We start from the raw sequence: 15,845 nt of genomic DNA, 5'->3' as shown, positions 1-15,845 counted from the left end.
TGAGTTTTGGTACGACACGGACACTGTGGGAGCGGGCTTGCCCGCGAAGAGGCCCGAACTGCCAACTCATCAGCTCAATTTGAACCCACCCATCTGCCTTGCCAGATCATCCGCCAACCGCTGCAACATCTGACAATCCTCACGACAGGCGCGAACCTCCCCCGCCGTGGCCCGGGCCAGATCGGAAATTCCCTGCACGTTGCGGTTGATCTCTTCAGTCACCGCCGACTGTTCTTCCGTCGCGGTCGCCACCTGATGGTTCATGTCACTGATGCGTTCGACCTGCCCGGTGATCGCGGTCAACGACGCGCCGGTACGCTGGCTCGATTCAACCCCGGTGCCGGTCGCCGCCTGCCCGGTGCGCATCGATGACACGGCATTCTCTGCGCCTTGCTTGAGGCTGCCGATCATCTGCTGGATCTCGTCGGTAGACGCCTGAGTCCTGCGCGCCAAGGTGCGCACTTCATCCGCCACCACGGCAAACCCGCGCCCCATATCTCCGGCGCGCGCCGCTTCAATCGCCGCGTTGAGCGCCAGCAAGTTGGTCTGCTCGGATACCCCGCGAATCACCGCCAGCACCGAATCGATCGACGCCACCTGATGCGCCAGCTCACCCACCGCGCCCGCCGCCACGCCGATCTCATCGGACATGCTTTCTATATGACGGATCGAACCGCCGACCACCTCCCGCGCCTGCAGCGCTTCATCGCGAGCAGTTTGTGAAGCCAGCGCGGCGTTGCCGGCGTTCTGCGCGATTTCCTGCACGGTCAGTCCCATCTCGTGCACCGCCGTGGCGACCATGTCGGTCATCTCCTGCTGGCGCCCGGAGCGTTCAGCGGTGTTTTCCACCACTTTCGCCACTTGGCCGACTGCCGTGCGCAAGCGCTCGCTGGTGGTCAGCACTTCGCCGATCAGCCCGCGCTGGCTGTCGAGAAAACGGTTGAAGCCGCGCGCGAGATCGCCCAGCTCATCGGCGCGGCTGGAATCTAACCGATGGGTCAAATCTCCACCGCCGCTACCGATCGCTACCAGCGCGGCTGTTACCTGACGAATCGGTCGCACCAGCCCTTGGGCCAGCCACACCACCAGCGCCAGGCACACCAGTGCCACCGCCAGACCGATGCCGCCACTCATCCACATCGCCTTGCGGGCTTCGGCGTAGATCTGCGATTGCGGCACTTCGGCCACCAGCGTCCAGCCCAGATCGCGCAGCGGCAGGCTGAAGGCGAGGAAGTCTTCGCCATCGCGCTGGAAGGAACTGCTGGTGGCAACTTTTTGACCCATGACCGCTTGCGCCGCTGACGCACCGATCTGCTCCGTGAGGGTGCGCTTGCCACTGAACTGCGCCTCGGGATGAACCTGGATCAAACCGTCGGAACGCACGAGATAGACCTTGCCGCGCTCGCCAAAGCTGAAATTGTGGATCAGTTCCGACAGCTCCTTCATGCTCAGGCCCAACCCGGCCACGCCGACCACTTTGCCGGCCTGCTCGACCTTCAAGTCGATGAACAGCGCCAATTCTCCGGTGGCGCCATCGTTGTCGATATTCAGGGTGCGCGGCTGATTGCTGTCGAGGAAGGAATAGAACCAGGCGTCCGCCGGTTTGTTCCGACTGAGGGTGCGGTCGAGGCCTTTTTCGGTGATGTAGTGATTGGATACGGTGCCGATGATCAGCGCGGTGAACGCTTTGTGTTCGGCGCGGATGCCTTCCAGATACTGCGCGAAAGCCGCTGTTTTGCTGCTGTCTTCACCCGCTGCCAGCCAGTCTCGCACCATGGAATTGCTGGCGATGTCCTTGGCGGCGGTCAGCGGTTGCACGAGGATGCGTTCGATGTCGTTGCGCGTCGCTTCGATGCTCGACGGCAGCGCTTGTTCGACCAGATAGCTCTGGGCGAGGCGGTTGACCACCAGGGTATAAATGCCAACCACGATCAGGATGCTGACCAGCAGGGCGGTGCCCATGCTGAGAATCAGCTGCCATTGAATACTGCGTCGCCACAACTGCATGGAGCACCCCCAAAGAATAAGTGGCCGAAACAATGCAACAGCCGTGCCGATTGTATACAACCTGTATCGACAATCTATTCTTTGGTTGTGCGCAACCCCATCAGCCCTGATTGATGGTCTTGGCGATGGTGTCGACCGTGGCGCTGACTTGCTCTTGGTAACGGTCGAGTTCTGCCTGATGCTGCTTCTTCATTTCGATCTGCTGCGAGCACAGGTTCATCGCAGCCAGCACCAGCAAGCGGTCACCGATCAGCGTCGGGTATTTGCGTTTGGTGTCGGCCAGGGCGGCCTTGAGCATCAGTGCGGCGTCCAGCAGGGTCTGTTCTTCCCCGGCCGGTGCCTTGATCGAATAGTCCTCCCCGAGAATGGAGATGACTTTTACCCCTGCGGTGCCATGGTTCATGCGCTGACAGGACCTGCGTTGACGCGATCAACCAGAGCCTGGATGCGCGCTGCGGTGGCGCCGTGCTTCTCTTCCTGTTCCATCAGGCTCAGTTGCAGGCTTTCGTTTTCATCCTTGGCCTGGGCCAGTTCCGTGGACAGGGTCTGGTTCGTTTGCGCAAGGGTCTGGTTCTGTTGCACCAGATCGCTGACGAGCTGTTCCAATTGGCTGAGGGATGCTTCCAACATTTTGATCTTCCAGGCGTTTTTCAAAGGGCGCGTACGATAAAGAAAAGTCACTGCGGATGCCAGGGTTATACCGGCGCAAGGCCTTGATTTTCCTGGCGGCCGACCGTTCTCGCGAGTTTTAAAGACTGTGATCTGCCGATCTGGTTCCTGCACTTCGTCGCCCCGGGCCATATGCGACAAATACGCACAGCGCCTCAAGACTTTAGTCGTATGACCGATAAGTCATCCATTCAGCCGTCTCAGCCCGCATGGATGCGGCCCTTTCTGGTATCCGCGCCATGTCCCTTCGCAATATGAATATCGCCCCCCGGGCGTTCACCGGTTTCGCCCTGATCGGCGGCCTGATGCTGATTCTCGGCGTGTTCGCCTTGAACCAGATGAGCAAAATCCGTGCAGCTGGCGAAGACATCGCCACTGCCAGCGTGCCATCGGTCAAGGCCGTTGATGAATTCACTCAACTGACGCTGCGCCTACGGGTGCTGTCGTATCGGTTGCTGATCAACCGCGAACCGGACGTGCAGCAGAAAACCATCGAGCTGTTCGAGTTGCGCAACCGGCAGATCGCCGACGCTCAGCGTGCCTATGAGCCATTGATCGATGGCCCGCAGGAGCGCGCGGCCTACGACCAGTACGTGCAGCTCCTGGCTCAGTACCGTCAACTCGAAGACCGAATGAAAACCCTGTCGCGCAACAATCAGATCGATGAGCTGCGGCAGATGCTCAACTCGGACCTGCTGAGTAACTCGGAAGCGGTGAACACCGCCCTGGCGCGCCTGCTGGAAATCAACACCCAGCAAATCGCCGAGACGAATCAAGGTGCAGCCAACCAGTACTCGATGTCCTTCAATCTGGTCGTGACTCTTCTGCTGATCGCCACCGGCCTGACCTTGCTGTTCGCCTGGCTGCTGACCATCAGCATCACCAAGCCGATCTCCAAAGCACTGGACGCGGCGGAAACCATTGCCGAAGGCAACCTGACCCAGCCGATCCACGTCGACGGCAGCGACGAAGCCGGGCGTCTGCTGGCGGCCATGGCCAAGATGCAATCGAAGCTGCGCGACACCTTGCAGCGCATCTCCGGCTCGGCCACCCAGCTTGCGTCTGCGGCGGAAGAACTGAACAGCGTCACCGACGAAAGCGCCCGTGGCCTGACCCAGCAGAACAACGAAATCGAACAGGCCGCCACCGCCGTCAATGAAATGACCAGCGCCGTGGAAGAAGTCGCCCGCAACGCGGTCAGCACTTCGGAAGCCTCGAAGAACGCCACCACCTCGGCGGGCGATGGCCGCGATCTGGTGCAGGAAACCGTCAGCGCCATCGAACGCATGAGCGCCGATGTGCAGAGCACGGCGAGCCTGATCGGTGATCTGGCCAACGAATCCCGCGACATCGGCAAGGTGCTGGACGTGATTCGTGGCCTGGCCGATCAGACCAACCTGCTGGCCCTGAACGCAGCGATTGAAGCGGCGCGTGCCGGTGAAGCCGGGCGTGGTTTTGCCGTAGTGGCGGACGAAGTCCGTGCCCTGGCGCATCGTACCCAGCAGTCGACCAGCGAAATCGAACGGATGATCGGCAGCATCCAGAGCGGCACCGAACACGCCGTGGATTCGATGCGCAACAGCACCGAGCGCGCCGAATCGACCCTGAACATCGCCCGTGGCGCCGGGATGTCGCTGGACACCATCAACACCGCGATTGTCGAAATCAACGAGCGCAACCTGGTAATCGCCAGCGCCGCCGAAGAGCAGGCGCAAGTGGCCCGCGAAGTGGATCGCAACCTGGTGAACATCCGCGACCTGTCGGTGCAATCGGCCACCGGCGCGAATCAGACCAGTGCGGCGAGCAACGAGCTGTCGCGCCTGGCGCTGGATCTGAACAATATGGTCGGACGGTTCAGCCTGTAACGACATATACCTTGAAGTAAATGAACTTTCTGTGGCGAGGGAGCTTGTCGAGTCGTCGCACCGTCCCGCTCGGCTGCGCAGCAGTCGCAATCCAGCCACTGCGTCTGCTCTGAAAAAACCGTAGCGCCTGATTTTTGGGGCGCTGCGCACCCCAGCGGGAGCAAGCTCCCTCGCCACAGTCATCACATGCCGCACCTTCTGTGTGATCACGCGGTAAAAAGCTTTTTGACAGCATCACATTTCAACAGGTTAGAATCGCTGGCACGCAGACTGCATGGTCAGTTTGTGCCCGTCTTTACGCTTCTGGAGTACTGCCTTTGAATGCGACGACCATCAACAGCCTATTCTTGATCGGCGCGTTGCTGGTAGGTGCGAGCATTCTTGTCAGCTCACTTTCCTCCCGTCTCGGCATCCCCATTCTGGTGATCATCCTCGCGGTCGGCATGACCGCCGGGGTCGATGGCGGCGGGATCATTTTTGATAACTACCCCACGGCCTATCTGGTCGGCAATCTCGCACTGGCGGTGATCCTCCTCGATGGCGGCTTGCGCACTCGCGTTTCGAGTTTCCGCGTGGCCTTGTGGCCGGCGCTGTCGCTGGCGACGGTCGGGGTGCTGATCACCACCGGGCTGACCGGCATGGCGGCGGCGTGGCTGTTCGACCTGAACCTGATCCAGGGCCTGCTGATCGGCGCGATTGTCGGTTCCACGGACGCCGCCGCGGTGTTCTCGCTGCTCGGCGGCAAGGGCCTCAACGAACGGGTGACCGCCAGCCTGGAAATCGAATCCGGCAGCAACGACCCGATGGCGGTGTTTCTCACCGTGACCCTGATCGACATGCTCGCCAGCGGCCAGACCGGCCTGCACTGGAGCCTGCTGACTCACCTGATCCGCGAGTTCGGCATCGGCGGCGTGATCGGTCTGGGTGGCGGCTGGCTGATGCTGCAACTGGTCAACCGGATCAACCTCGCCACCGGCCTGTACCCGATTCTGGTGATCGCCGGCGGCCTGGTGGTGTTCGCTTTGACCAACGCCCTGCACGGCAGCGGCTTCCTCGCGGTGTACCTGTGCGGTCTGGTGATCGGCAACCGCCCGGTGCGCAGCCGTCACGGCATTCTGCACATGCTCGACGGCATGGCGTGGCTGGCGCAGATCGGCATGTTCCTCGTGCTGGGACTGCTGGTCACCCCGCATGATTTGCTGCCGATTGCCCTGCCCGCTCTCGGTCTGGCGCTATGGATGATTCTGTTCGCCCGGCCGCTGTCGGTGCTGGTCGGCCTGCTGCCGTTCAAGGCGTTCCATGGCCGCGAGAAAGCCTTTATTTCCTGGGTTGGCCTGCGCGGCGCGGTGCCGATCATTCTCGCGGTGTTCCCGTTGATGGCCGGGCTGCCGAATGCGCAGCTGTACTTCAACCTCGCGTTCTTCATCGTGCTGGTGTCGCTGCTGGTGCAGGGCACAAGCCTGCCGTGGGTCGCCAAACTGCTCAAGGTGACGGTGCCGCCGGAGCCTGCGCCAATCTCCCGTTCGGCGCTGGAAGTGCACATCACCAGCGAGTGGGAGCTGTTCGTCTACAAGCTTGGCGCGGAGAAATGGTGCATCGGTTCGCCCCTGCGCGAGCTGAAAATGCCCGAAGGCACCCGTATCGCCGCGCTGTTTCGTGGCCAGCAACTGCTCCATCCGTCGGGTAGTACGGTGCTGGAAGTCGATGATTTGCTGTGTGTTATCGGCCATGAACACAACTTGCCGGCGCTCGGAAAACTGTTCAGCCAGGCGCCGCAACGCGGTCTGGATCTGCGCTTCTTCGGCGACTTCGTGCTCGAAGGAAACGCCCAGCTTAAAGCGGTTGCAGCGCTTTACGGGTTGCCGGCCGAGGGCATCGATCCGGACATGACCCTGGGCGAGTTCATTGCGCACAAAGTCGGTGGCGCACCGATCGTGGGTGACCAGGTGGAATGGAACAACACCCACTGGACGGTTGCGGTCATGGACGGGAACAAGATCGGCAAAGTGGGCGTCAGATTCCCCGAAGGAAGTCGCCCGGGCCCCGGGCTCTTCCTCTAAACTGCGTCCACTCTCACTTGCTTGACCGGTCTCTATGCCTACCCTGCGCTCCTTCTTTTTTGCGGCCCTGCTGGGCCTGAGTCTTTCCGTCGGCCCGCTGTACGCCGCCGAACCGCCATCCAGCGAAGCCGTGCAGGCCAGCCTGGACAAATTGGCCGACAGCAAACTGCCGGATGCCGATAAAAAGAGCCTGCAAACGGTCCTGCAAAACACGCTCAATCAGCTCAACAGCCGGCGTGATTACGACCAGAAACTGATCGACCTCAAGCAGCAACTGGCCTCTGCCCCTCGGCAGACCATCGAGAACACCCGCGAATTGGCGCGCCTCAAGGCCACGGCGGTAGTGCCGGTGGCGCAGCGCTTCAGCAAAGAGTCGATCCAGCAGCTGGAGCAGATCCTCACGGATCGCTCGACCCAGCAAAGCGATCTGCAAAAAGCCCTGGCCGATGCCAACAGCCTGATCATCACCGCGCAGACCCGTCCCGAGCGGGCACAAGCGGAAATCTCCGCCAGCCAGACGCGCATCCAGCAGATCAATAACATCCTCAAGTCCGGCAAGGACAGCGGCAAGACTGTCAGTGCCGAACAGCGCGACCAGCTGAATGCGGAACTCGCCGCGCTGAACGCGCTGATCCCGCTGCGCCGTCAGGAACTGGCCGGCAACAGCCAGCTGCAGGACCTGGGCAACAGCCAGCATGACCTGCTCTCGGAGAAAGCCGACCGCCTCGACCGCGAGATCCAGGAACTGCAGACCCTGATCAACCAGAAGCGTCTGGCGCAGTCGCAGGAAACCGTCACCCAGCAGTCGATCGAAGCGCAAAAGGCCGGCGGCAGCAGCCTGCTCGCCACTGAAAGCGCCGCCAACCTCAAGCTTTCCGACTACCTGCTCAAGAGCACCGACCGCCTCAACGAAGTCACCCAGCAGAACCTGCAGACCAAACAGCAACTCGACAGCCTGACCCAGAGCGACTCCGCCCTCGACGAGCAGATCAACGTGCTCAAGGGCAGCCTGCTGCTGTCGAAGATTCTTTATAAGCAGAAACAGGCGCTGCCACGACTCAAGGTCGACCGCGATCTGGCGGACCAGATTGCCGACATTCGTCTGTATCAGTTCGAAGTCAGCCAGCAACGCGAACTGCTGAGCAACCCGGCGACCTACGTCGACAACCTGCTTTCCACTCAACCGCCGGAGCAGGTCACCCCGCAACTGCGCAAAAGCTTGCTGGATCTGGCCAACACCCGCGCCGACCTGCTGGAGCGTCTGAATCGCGAACTGAGTGCGGTGCTCAACGAATCGATCACCCTGCAGCTCAACCAGAAGCAACTGCTGAGCACTGCACAAAGCCTGCGCGCGACCCTCGATGAGCAGATGTTCTGGATTCCCAGCAACAAACCACTGGACGCTGAATGGATACGCAGCGTGCCGGAGCGCCTCAAGCGCCAGATCGACACCCTGCCGCTGGCCTCGAGCCTGAGCGAGCTGACCGATGGCCTGACCCAGCGTCCGCTGCTGTTCCTGCCGCTGGCCCTGCTGATCGGCGCTCTGCTGTGGCGGCGCAAGGCGCTGTATGCGCGGTTGAACAAGGTTCACCAGGACATCGGTCACTTCAAGCGTGACAGCCAGTGGCACACGCCGCAGGCGATCCTGATCAATATTCTGCTGGCGATGCCGGTGGCACTGGGTCTGGGCCTGTGCGGCCTGGCCCTGCAGATCGATGCCCGCGGGCAGAACGCCAACATGGGTGCGGCGTTGCTGCAAATGGGTCAGGCGTGGCTGGTGTTCTACACCGCCTACCGGATTCTCTCGCCGGGCGGCGTGGCCGAGCTGCATTTCCGCTGGGACAAGCCGCAGGTCGAGTTCCTGCAGGGCTGGATCCGTCGCCTCGGGCTGGTGGTGATGGCGCTGGTGACCGTGGTGGCCGTCGCCGAGCTGCAACCGGCGGCGCTGGCTGACGACGTGCTCGGCATGCCGGTGGTATTGACCTGCTACGCCCTGATGGCGTGGCTGCTCAGCCGTCTGCTGATCAGCAGCCCGGCGCACGAAAACACCTCGCTGTTCCGCAAGGCCGTCGGCGTGATGTTCACCCTGCTGCCGATCGCCCTGTTCGTCGCGGTGTGCTTCGGCTACTACTACACCGCGCTGAAACTCAGCGACCGGTTGATCAACACCCTGTACCTGCTGATGTTCTGGCTGGTGATCGAAGCCACGTTCGTCCGTGGTCTGGCGGTCGCCGCACGACGTCTGGCCTACCAGCGCGCCCTGGCCAAGCGTCAGGCGGCGAAAGAGGCCGGCGACGGCGAAGCGGTGATCGAAGAGCCGACGCTGGATATCGAAAAGGTCAACGAACAGTCCCTGCGCCTGATCCGTCTGGCCCTGCTGGGCGGCTTCATCGCCGCGCTGTATTGGGTCTGGGCCGACCTGATTTCGGTGTTCTCGTACCTCGACAACATCACCCTCTACGAATACACCAGCGGCACCGGCGCCAACATGAGCATGGTGCCGATCAGCATCGGCGACATGCTCGGCGCGCTGATCATCATCGGCATCACGTTCGCCCTGGCGCGCAACTTGCCGGGTCTGCTCGAAGTGTTCGTGCTGTCGAAGCTCAACCTGGCCCAGGGCAGCGCCTACGCGACCACCACGCTGCTGTCCTACGTGATCGCCGGCGTCGGTTTCGTCTCGGCACTGTCGACCCTCGGAGTGAGCTGGGACAAGCTGCAGTGGCTGGTGGCGGCGCTGTCGGTGGGCCTCGGTTTCGGCATGCAGGAGATCTTCGCCAACTTCATCTCCGGCATCATGATCCTGTTCGAACGCCCGGTGCGGATCGGCGACACCATCACCATCGGCAACCTGTCGGGCACGGTGAGCAAGATCCGCATCCGCGCCACGACCATCACCGACTTCGACCGCAAGGACATCATTGTCCCGAACAAGACGTTCATCACCGGGCAACTGATCAACTGGTCGCTGACCGACACCATCACCCGCGTCACCTTGAAGCTGGGCGTGGATTACGGCTCGGATCTGGATCTGGTCAAGGAACTGCTGCTCAAGGCTGCCCGGGAAAACCCGCGCGTGCTCAAAGAGCCCGAGCCGCACGTGTACTTCCTCAACTTCGGCGAAAGCACCCTCGACCACGAACTGCGCATGCACGTGCGTGACCTTGGCGACCGTAACCCGGTGATCGACGAAGTGAACCGCTTCATCAACCGCGAGTTCAAGAAGCAGCACATCAACATCTCGTTCCGGCAGATGGAGGTGTACCTGAAAAACCTTCATGGCCAGGAATACAAATTGGTGCCGATCGAGGACGAGAGCAAAACCATCGTGCCGATCAGTGGCGAGCAAAAGCCGCTGCAAGAGCCGCCGCCAGCCAAACTCGACTAACCGGTCTGATCCCAGCAGAATGCTCGGACATTCTGCTGGAGCCGGCCCGTGAAAGCCCTCGACGAACTGACCTTCGACAACCGCTTCGCCCGTCTGGGTGATGCGTTTTCCGCCCATGTGCTGCCCGAGCCGATCGACAACCCGCGTCTGGTCGTCGCCAGCCCCGCGGCGCTGGCCCTGCTCGATCTCGACCCGACAACGGCTGACACTCAAGAATTTGCCGAGCTGTTCGGCGGCCACAAGTTGTGGGCCGATGCCGAGCCACGGGCGATGGTCTATTCCGGGCACCAGTTCGGCGGCTACACGCCGCAACTGGGTGATGGTCGCGGGTTGCTGCTCGGCGAGGTCTACAACAACGCCGGCAAACACTGGGACCTGCATCTGAAGGGCGCCGGGCAGACGCCGTTTTCGCGCATGGGTGACGGCCGCGCGGTGTTGCGTTCGTCGATCCGCGAATTCCTCGCCTCCGAGGCGCTGCACGCGCTGAACATCCCGTCTTCCCGGGCCGCCTGCGTGATCGGCTCCGACACTCCGGTGTGGCGCGAGAAGCAGGAGCGTGCAGCGATGGTGCTGCGTCTGGCACCGAGCCACATCCGCTTCGGCCACTTCGAATACTTCTACTACACCAAGCGTCCCGAGCAGCAGAAGCAGCTCGGCGAACATGTATTGGCGATGCACTTCCCCGAATGCCTGGAGCAGCCGGAACCGTATCTGGCGATGTTCCGCGAGATCGTCGAGCGCAATGCCGAACTGATCGCCAAGTGGCAGGCCTACGGCTTCTGCCACGGGGTGATGAACACCGACAACATGTCGATCCTCGGCATCACCTTCGACTTCGGCCCGTTCGCCTTCCTCGACGATTTCGATGCCAACTTCATCTGCAACCACTCGGATGATCAGGGCCGCTACTCGTTCAGCAATCAAGTACCGATCGGCCAGTGGAACCTCAGCGCACTGGCCCAGGCCCTGACACCGTTCATCAGCGTCGAGGCCCTGCGCGAAGCCCTCGGCTTGTACCTGCCACTGTTCCAGGCGCACTACCTGGACCTGATGCGCCGCCGCCTCGGTTTCACCACCGCCGAAGATGACGACCAGAAACTGCTCGAAGACCTGCTGCAACTGATGCAGAACAGCGGCGTCGACTACACGCTGTTCTTCCGCCATCTCGGCGAAGAGTCAGCAGAACAGGCTGTCGCCCGCTTGCGCGATGACTTCGTCGACATCAAAGGCTTCGATGCCTGGGGCGAGCGCTACGTGGCGCGGGTTGCCCGCGATGGTGACAGCGATCAGGCACAACGCCGCACACGGATGCACGCGGTCAATCCGCTGTACATCCTGCGCAACTACCTGGCGCAAAAAGCCATCGACGCCGCCGAACAAGGCGACTACTCCGAGGTGCGCCGGCTGCATGCGGTGCTAAGCAAACCGTTCGACGAGCAGCCGGGGATGGAGGGTTATGCCGAGCGGCCGCCGGAGTGGGGCAAGCATCTGGAGATCAGTTGTTCGTCTTGAAGCAGACTAGATGAACACCTCTACAGGCACCTTGAAGTAGTCGGCCAACCAGCGAACCTGCCGCAGGTTCAATTTGCGCTTGCCGTTCAGAATTTCTGAAACAACGGATTGAGTACCCACACCCGGCAGATCGCTTTGAGTCAGACCATGTTCGCGCATCATGTAGCCGAGGACCTCTTCGCCGCTCGCATCGGCCATCGGATGGTGTGTGCGATCCCACTCGGCAATCCAGTCACTGATGATGTCCAGCAGACTCGCGAGTGGATGCGAGCCATCATCACCGGTTATCTCAAGGATCTCGTCGACGGCCTGAACCAAGGCGTCGTAATCCTCTTCATTTTTCGGTTTGCGCAACAACGGAGAGACAAACTCCCAGTGCTCGGCAACTGTCTTGATCAAACTACTCATACCTTTCTCTCCTTCCATTTGCCCCGATCGTATTCGCGGTGGTCGAGCACATGCTTGATGTAGAGCCTTTGTGACCGATAACTGACAAAAGCGATTAGCCTCAGTTTGTTGCCACCAATGTCGAAAACGTGGAGATCACCCACTTTGTCGATGGCAGGAAATATCGACTTCATTGCCGCAAAGTCCTTTGGATAACTCCTGCTTGCCAGACGAAACCATTGCGCTAGCGCGCTTGCTGCCTGTGGCCACTGCTCCTTGGCCTCTCGAATGGGTTTTTCACTGAACACATGCATGCAACATCCTTATCGCATTCTGCTATGGGGAGTTAATCACAAAATAAAATTATCGCAACTTGCGATAGACCCATGCAGACCAACGGTCTGCATCGGTACGACTCAGCCTAGATCCAACATTGAAATCCGCATGATTGAAAATATGAGCAAACGTCTCCAACTAGGGTTTATCGCCCTTCCCTGGACCTCTCTCATGACCACTCCACTGCTGATCCCCTGCCCCGCCTGCAACGGCCTCAACCGCATCCCCGCCGAACGCCTCGCCGACCAGCCAAAATGCGGGCGCTGCAAATCCGCGGTGCTGTTGAGCAAGCCGTTCGAACTCAAGCAAGGCGATTACGCCAGCCAGATCAAGGGCGATCTGCCGCTATTGGTGGATGTGTGGGCGGACTGGTGCGGGCCGTGCAAATCGTTCGCGCCAGTGTTCGAGCAGGCGGCAGCGCAGTTGGCGGGCAAGTGCCGGTTGGCCAAGCTCGACAGCGAGGCTAATCAGCAGTTGTCGGCGCAGTTGGGGATTCGCTCGATTCCGAGCCTGATTCTGTTCAAGAACGGTCGGGAAGTGGCGCGCCAGAGCGGGGCGTTTCCGTTGCCGCAGTTGCTGGCGTGGCTGCGTAGCCAGGGCATCTGACACAACACAAATTCAATTGTAGGCCTTCGCCTGCTCGCGATGGCGTCTTTTCAGGCAACTCAGGTGCTCGCAGACAGGATGCCATCGCGAGCAGGCGAAGGCCTACAGGGGATCTGAATAGCTCAGGGGTCAGTGGTCTTCGAGCAGGTTGTGCAGCTCAACGAACTGCTGCGTCAGTTTGTGCCGTGGGTCGAGGTGGATCAGCGGGGTGCTGGCCTGGTGCGACTCGCGCATACGCACCGAGCTGGTCAGATACACCGGCAGCACCGGCAAGCCCTCGGCAATCAGCTCATCGAGAATCTGCTGCGGCAGGCTGGCCCGGGCCTGGAACTGGTTGACCACAATGCCTTCGACCTCCAGGCCTTCGTTGTGGTCTTCCTTCAACTCTTCGATTTCCGCCAGCAGGCCGTACAGCGCCTGGCGCGAGAAGCTGTCGCAATCGAAGGGAATAAGCACACGATCGGCGGCAATCAGCGCCGATACCGCATAAAAGTTCAGCGCTGGCGGCGTATCCAGATAAATTCGGTCGTATTCGCCGTCCAGTTCATCCAGCAATTTGCGCAGCTTGTTGATCTTGTGTTTGGCCTCAAGCTTGGGCTGCAGATCGGCCAGTTCCGCGGTGGCGGTGATGATGTGCAGGTTGTCGAACGGGGTTTCGTAGATGTCGGCCTGGTTTTTCTTCGAGAACGGCCCGGAAGACAGGGTCTGCTTGAAGAAGTCGGCAATGCCCATCGGTATGTCATCGCCGGTGAGCCCCGTCAGGTACTGAGTGGAGTTGGCCTGGGCATCGAGATCCACCAACAGCGTGCGATAGCCTTCGCTGGCGCTGACCGCCGCCAGATTGCAGGCAATGCTGGATTTGCCCACGCCACCTTTCTGATTGAACACCACGCGCCGCATGACAAAACCTCCGTGTATCAAAGAATGACCGAGTGTAGTTGCCTGCGCGTGCGCTTCGCTACCTTCAACGACGCGGACTACAGAGTCAGACGCAAAAATCGGCGGGAACAGCGGGCAAAAACCTTCCGAGTGCGCTGATATGCCCGACAGACAAATCCCGCACGATCTGGATAATGGCCAATTGACAGTTTTTCCGCGAACCACTCAGTACATTTCGTTGCGCAAAACGTAACCAACATTTGCTACACACTCGTCGCACCGGGATAATGCGCGCCACCCGGCGCCCAGCGCCACGTCAAGTCAGCCGCGGCTTTGGCGACTCAAAGCGTCATAAAAGCCCGCAGGGGCGGGATGAACATCCGTGATCAACTTCAACATCGCCCAATGGCGCGCGTGGGCCCCGGGGCTCGACAGCGTGGACGCGTGGCAGGCCTGGAGCCGACAACCGGTCGTGCTCCCGGACAGCGATGCCGCGCCCGATGTGTCGTTTCTGCCAGCCATGCAGCGCCGACGACTCAGCCGTCTGGCGCGGATGGCGTTCAGTGTCGGCTGGCCGCTGGCCGACGGACGGGAGAACCTGCCGCTGGTGTTTGTTTCACGACACGGCGAAACCCCGCGCACCTTCGAGATCCTCAGTGATCTGGCCAAGGACGAGCCGTTGTCGCCGACCCAGTTCAGCCTGTCGGTGCACAACGCGATCATCGGTCTGTGGTCGATCATGCGCGGCGAAACCAGCGAAATGACGGCCCTGGCGGCCGCAGGCGATGGCCTGGAACACGGCATCCTCGAAGCCGCCGCCCTGCTCGACGAAGGCGCGCCGGCGGTGTTGCTGATCATCACCGAAGAACAGCCGCCCGAGGCCTATTCGCAGTGGGTCGATGACGTGCCGTTCCCTTATGCGCTAGGTCTGCTGCTCACCCCCGGTACCGACTGGCGGCTGACCCTGAACAGCGGCCAGAAAGCTGTGTCCAAAGCGCACTGGCCGCACGCGCTGAATCTGTTGCGCACCCTGCTCGGTCAGCAAACCCATTGCCAACATGCCTGGAAAAATCGTGTATGGACCTGGCAACGCAACCCGTGACCGAGAAGAACCGCGACGCCTATTACTGGCGCTTGCTGGCCACCGCCGCCAGTTTCACCCTGTTCGGGTTCGGCGGGCTGTGCCTGCGCTTGCTGGTATTTCCGCTGCTCGGCTGTCTGCCGGGTGACGCGCTCAGGCATCGTCAGCGCGCGCGGCAGACCGTCAGTCGGCTGTTCTGGTTTTTCGTGCGATTCATGGCCCGCACCGGCGTGCTGACTTACGACATTCAAGGGGCCGAACGCCTCGGCCGACCGGGGCAGATGATCATCGCCAACCACCCGTCGCTGATCGACGTGGTGTTCCTGATCGGCCTGGTGCGCCAGGCCAATTGCGTGGTGAAGAAAGCCCTCTGGGAAAACCCCTTCACCCGTGGCCCGCTGCGCCGTACCGAATACATCAGCAACGACGGCAGCATGGACATGCTCGATGCCGCCGCCGAGTGCCTGCAAAACGGCCAGACCCTGATCATCTTTCCCGAGGGCACGCGCACTCAACCCGGTCAGGCGCCAGCCTTTCATCGGGGGGCTGCGGCGATTGCCCTGCGTGGTGCGAAAATCCTTACACCAGTGGTTATCAAGGTCAGTCCGACTACCCTGACCAAGGCCGAACCCTGGTATCGCATCCCCCGCCGTCGCGTGCACTTCAGTTTCCGTGTCGGGGCCGATATAGATCCACAGACTTTCGCCACGCAAGGCCCGGCCCCGCAGGCCTCGCGCAAGCTCAACGATTATTTGCACTCTTACTACATCAAGGAGCTCGCCGAAGATGAGCGATCTGCACCGTGAAATAAAACTGCTGATCATCGACGCCCTGGGCCTCGAAGACATCAGCGTCGACGACATCGGCGACGAGCAGACGCTGTTTGGCGAAGGCCTTGGCCTGGACTCCGTCGACGCATTGGAGCTGGGTCTGGCGATCCAGAAAAAGTACGGCATCAAGATCGACGCCGACGCCAAAGACACCCGTAACCACTTCACCAATGTGGCGAGCCTTGCGGCGTTCGTCACGGCAAAACAGGCAGCTTGAGACCGGAC

The 15,845-nt window shown here is 61.1% G+C and carries 14 protein-coding genes and 2 pseudogenes; 9 read left to right on the top strand and 7 right to left on the bottom strand.

Annotated features, from left to right (window positions below):
- Positions 1–69 precede the first annotated feature (69 nt).
- From ACU680_RS12340 to ACU680_RS12325, 4 genes and pseudogenes are all read right to left on the bottom strand, one after another.
- Positions 70–801, bottom strand: coding sequence for a methyl-accepting chemotaxis protein (locus tag ACU680_RS12340; RefSeq protein WP_438826478.1), 732 nt, complete (start codon positions 799–801; stop codon positions 70–72).
- A 135-nt stretch (positions 802–936) separates the two neighbouring features.
- Positions 937–1,962 (bottom strand): annotated as a pseudogene (locus tag ACU680_RS12335) (cache domain-containing protein); the annotation flags it as partial.
- A gap of 145 nt (positions 1,963–2,107) precedes the next feature.
- A complete protein-coding gene (locus ACU680_RS12330; RefSeq protein WP_027611351.1) occupies positions 2,108–2,410 on the bottom strand; it encodes a cell division protein ZapA in 303 nt (100 codons plus the stop codon).
- Positions 2,407–2,637, bottom strand: coding sequence for a hypothetical protein (locus tag ACU680_RS12325; RefSeq protein ID WP_007967306.1), 231 nt, complete (start codon positions 2,635–2,637; stop codon positions 2,407–2,409). Before ACU680_RS12325 ends, ACU680_RS12330 begins: the two co-directional genes overlap by 4 nt.
- 248 nt (positions 2,638–2,885) lie before the next feature.
- Here ACU680_RS12325 and ACU680_RS12320 point away from each other — a divergent pair.
- From ACU680_RS12320 to selO, 5 genes and pseudogenes are all read left to right on the top strand, one after another.
- Positions 2,886–3,638 (top strand): annotated as a pseudogene (locus ACU680_RS12320) (MCP four helix bundle domain-containing protein); the annotation flags it as partial.
- 30 nt (positions 3,639–3,668) lie between these two features.
- Positions 3,669–4,541: a methyl-accepting chemotaxis protein gene (locus tag ACU680_RS12315; protein WP_371042268.1), complete on the top strand. Its 873-nt coding sequence runs from the start codon at positions 3,669–3,671 to the stop codon at positions 4,539–4,541.
- Positions 4,542–4,858: 317 nt separating this feature from the next.
- Positions 4,859–6,601 carry a potassium/proton antiporter gene (locus tag ACU680_RS12310; RefSeq protein WP_367082727.1) on the top strand — a complete coding sequence of 581 codons (1,743 nt, stop codon included), beginning with the start codon at positions 4,859–4,861 and terminating at the stop codon, positions 6,599–6,601.
- A gap of 34 nt (positions 6,602–6,635) precedes the next feature.
- Entirely contained in the window at positions 6,636–9,989 is a 3,354-nt protein-coding gene (gene mscK / locus ACU680_RS12305; protein ID WP_448179563.1) for a mechanosensitive channel MscK, read from the top strand.
- Positions 9,990–10,037: 48 nt separating this feature from the next.
- Entirely contained in the window at positions 10,038–11,501 is a 1,464-nt protein-coding gene (selO, locus tag ACU680_RS12300; RefSeq protein ID WP_448179562.1) for a protein adenylyltransferase SelO, read from the top strand.
- A 6-nt stretch (positions 11,502–11,507) separates the two neighbouring features.
- On the opposite strand, the gene ACU680_RS12295 is transcribed toward selO, so the two are convergent.
- Both ACU680_RS12295 and ACU680_RS12290 read right to left on the bottom strand, forming a co-directional pair.
- Positions 11,508–11,909: a helix-turn-helix domain-containing protein gene (locus ACU680_RS12295; RefSeq protein ID WP_108592757.1), complete on the bottom strand. Its 402-nt coding sequence runs from the start codon at positions 11,907–11,909 to the stop codon at positions 11,508–11,510.
- Entirely contained in the window at positions 11,906–12,202 is a 297-nt protein-coding gene (locus ACU680_RS12290) for a type II toxin-antitoxin system HigB family toxin (protein WP_367082721.1), read from the bottom strand. The genes ACU680_RS12295 and ACU680_RS12290 overlap by 4 nt, the downstream gene beginning before the upstream one ends.
- 193 nt (positions 12,203–12,395) lie before the next feature.
- Between ACU680_RS12290 and trxC the strand changes: the two genes are divergently transcribed.
- Entirely contained in the window at positions 12,396–12,830 is a 435-nt protein-coding gene (gene trxC, locus ACU680_RS12285) for a thioredoxin TrxC (RefSeq protein ID WP_400764119.1), read from the top strand.
- Positions 12,831–12,959: 129 nt separating this feature from the next.
- Here trxC and ACU680_RS12280 read toward each other — a convergent pair whose 3' ends face one another.
- Positions 12,960–13,730 carry a ParA family protein gene (locus ACU680_RS12280; protein ID WP_448179561.1) on the bottom strand — a complete coding sequence of 257 codons (771 nt, stop codon included), beginning with the start codon at positions 13,728–13,730 and terminating at the stop codon, positions 12,960–12,962.
- A 361-nt stretch (positions 13,731–14,091) separates the two neighbouring features.
- Here ACU680_RS12280 and ACU680_RS12275 point away from each other — a divergent pair, with 361 nt between their 5' ends.
- From ACU680_RS12275 to ACU680_RS12265, 3 genes are read left to right on the top strand one after another with little or no spacing between them, the layout of a single operon-like run.
- Positions 14,092–14,811 carry a beta-ketoacyl synthase chain length factor gene (locus ACU680_RS12275; protein ID WP_367082717.1) on the top strand — a complete coding sequence of 240 codons (720 nt, stop codon included), beginning with the start codon at positions 14,092–14,094 and terminating at the stop codon, positions 14,809–14,811.
- Entirely contained in the window at positions 14,787–15,596 is an 810-nt protein-coding gene (locus ACU680_RS12270) for a lysophospholipid acyltransferase family protein (RefSeq protein WP_367082716.1), read from the top strand. Before ACU680_RS12275 ends, ACU680_RS12270 begins: the two co-directional genes overlap by 25 nt.
- Positions 15,577–15,837 (top strand): phosphopantetheine-binding protein, encoded by a 261-nt coding sequence (locus tag ACU680_RS12265; RefSeq protein ID WP_007967290.1) that lies wholly within the window; start codon positions 15,577–15,579, stop codon positions 15,835–15,837. Before ACU680_RS12270 ends, ACU680_RS12265 begins: the two co-directional genes overlap by 20 nt.
- Positions 15,838–15,845: the final 8 nt, after the last annotated feature.

It is taken from the genome of Pseudomonas sp. LF020 (assembly GCF_053456425.1).
Note: the sequence above shows the minus strand (reverse complement) of the source record. Positions and strands in the feature narration are given on the sequence as shown.

Excerpts from the sequence above, each read along its gene's own strand:
- ACU680_RS12295 (WP_108592757.1), bottom strand. The coding sequence starts at position 11,909 with ATGAGTAGTTTGATCAAGACAGTTGCCGAGCACTGGGAGTTTGTCTCT.
- ACU680_RS12280 (WP_448179561.1), bottom strand. The coding sequence starts at position 13,730 with ATGCGGCGCGTGGTGTTCAATCAGAAAGGTGGCGTGGGCAAATCCAGC.
- mscK (WP_448179563.1), top strand. The coding sequence starts at position 6,636 with ATGCCTACCCTGCGCTCCTTCTTTTTTGCGGCCCTGCTGGGCCTGAGT.
- ACU680_RS12325 (WP_007967306.1), bottom strand. The coding sequence starts at position 2,637 with ATGTTGGAAGCATCCCTCAGCCAATTGGAACAGCTCGTCAGCGATCTG.
- ACU680_RS12270 (WP_367082716.1), top strand. The coding sequence starts at position 14,787 with ATGGACCTGGCAACGCAACCCGTGACCGAGAAGAACCGCGACGCCTAT.
- ACU680_RS12290 (WP_367082721.1), bottom strand. The coding sequence starts at position 12,202 with ATGCATGTGTTCAGTGAAAAACCCATTCGAGAGGCCAAGGAGCAGTGG.
- trxC (WP_400764119.1), top strand. The coding sequence starts at position 12,396 with ATGACCACTCCACTGCTGATCCCCTGCCCCGCCTGCAACGGCCTCAAC.
- ACU680_RS12265 (WP_007967290.1), top strand. The coding sequence starts at position 15,577 with ATGAGCGATCTGCACCGTGAAATAAAACTGCTGATCATCGACGCCCTG.
- ACU680_RS12315 (WP_371042268.1), top strand. The coding sequence starts at position 3,669 with ATGGCCAAGATGCAATCGAAGCTGCGCGACACCTTGCAGCGCATCTCC.
- ACU680_RS12330 (WP_027611351.1), bottom strand. The coding sequence starts at position 2,410 with ATGAACCATGGCACCGCAGGGGTAAAAGTCATCTCCATTCTCGGGGAG.
- ACU680_RS12340 (WP_438826478.1), bottom strand. The coding sequence starts at position 801 with ATGGTCGCCACGGCGGTGCACGAGATGGGACTGACCGTGCAGGAAATC.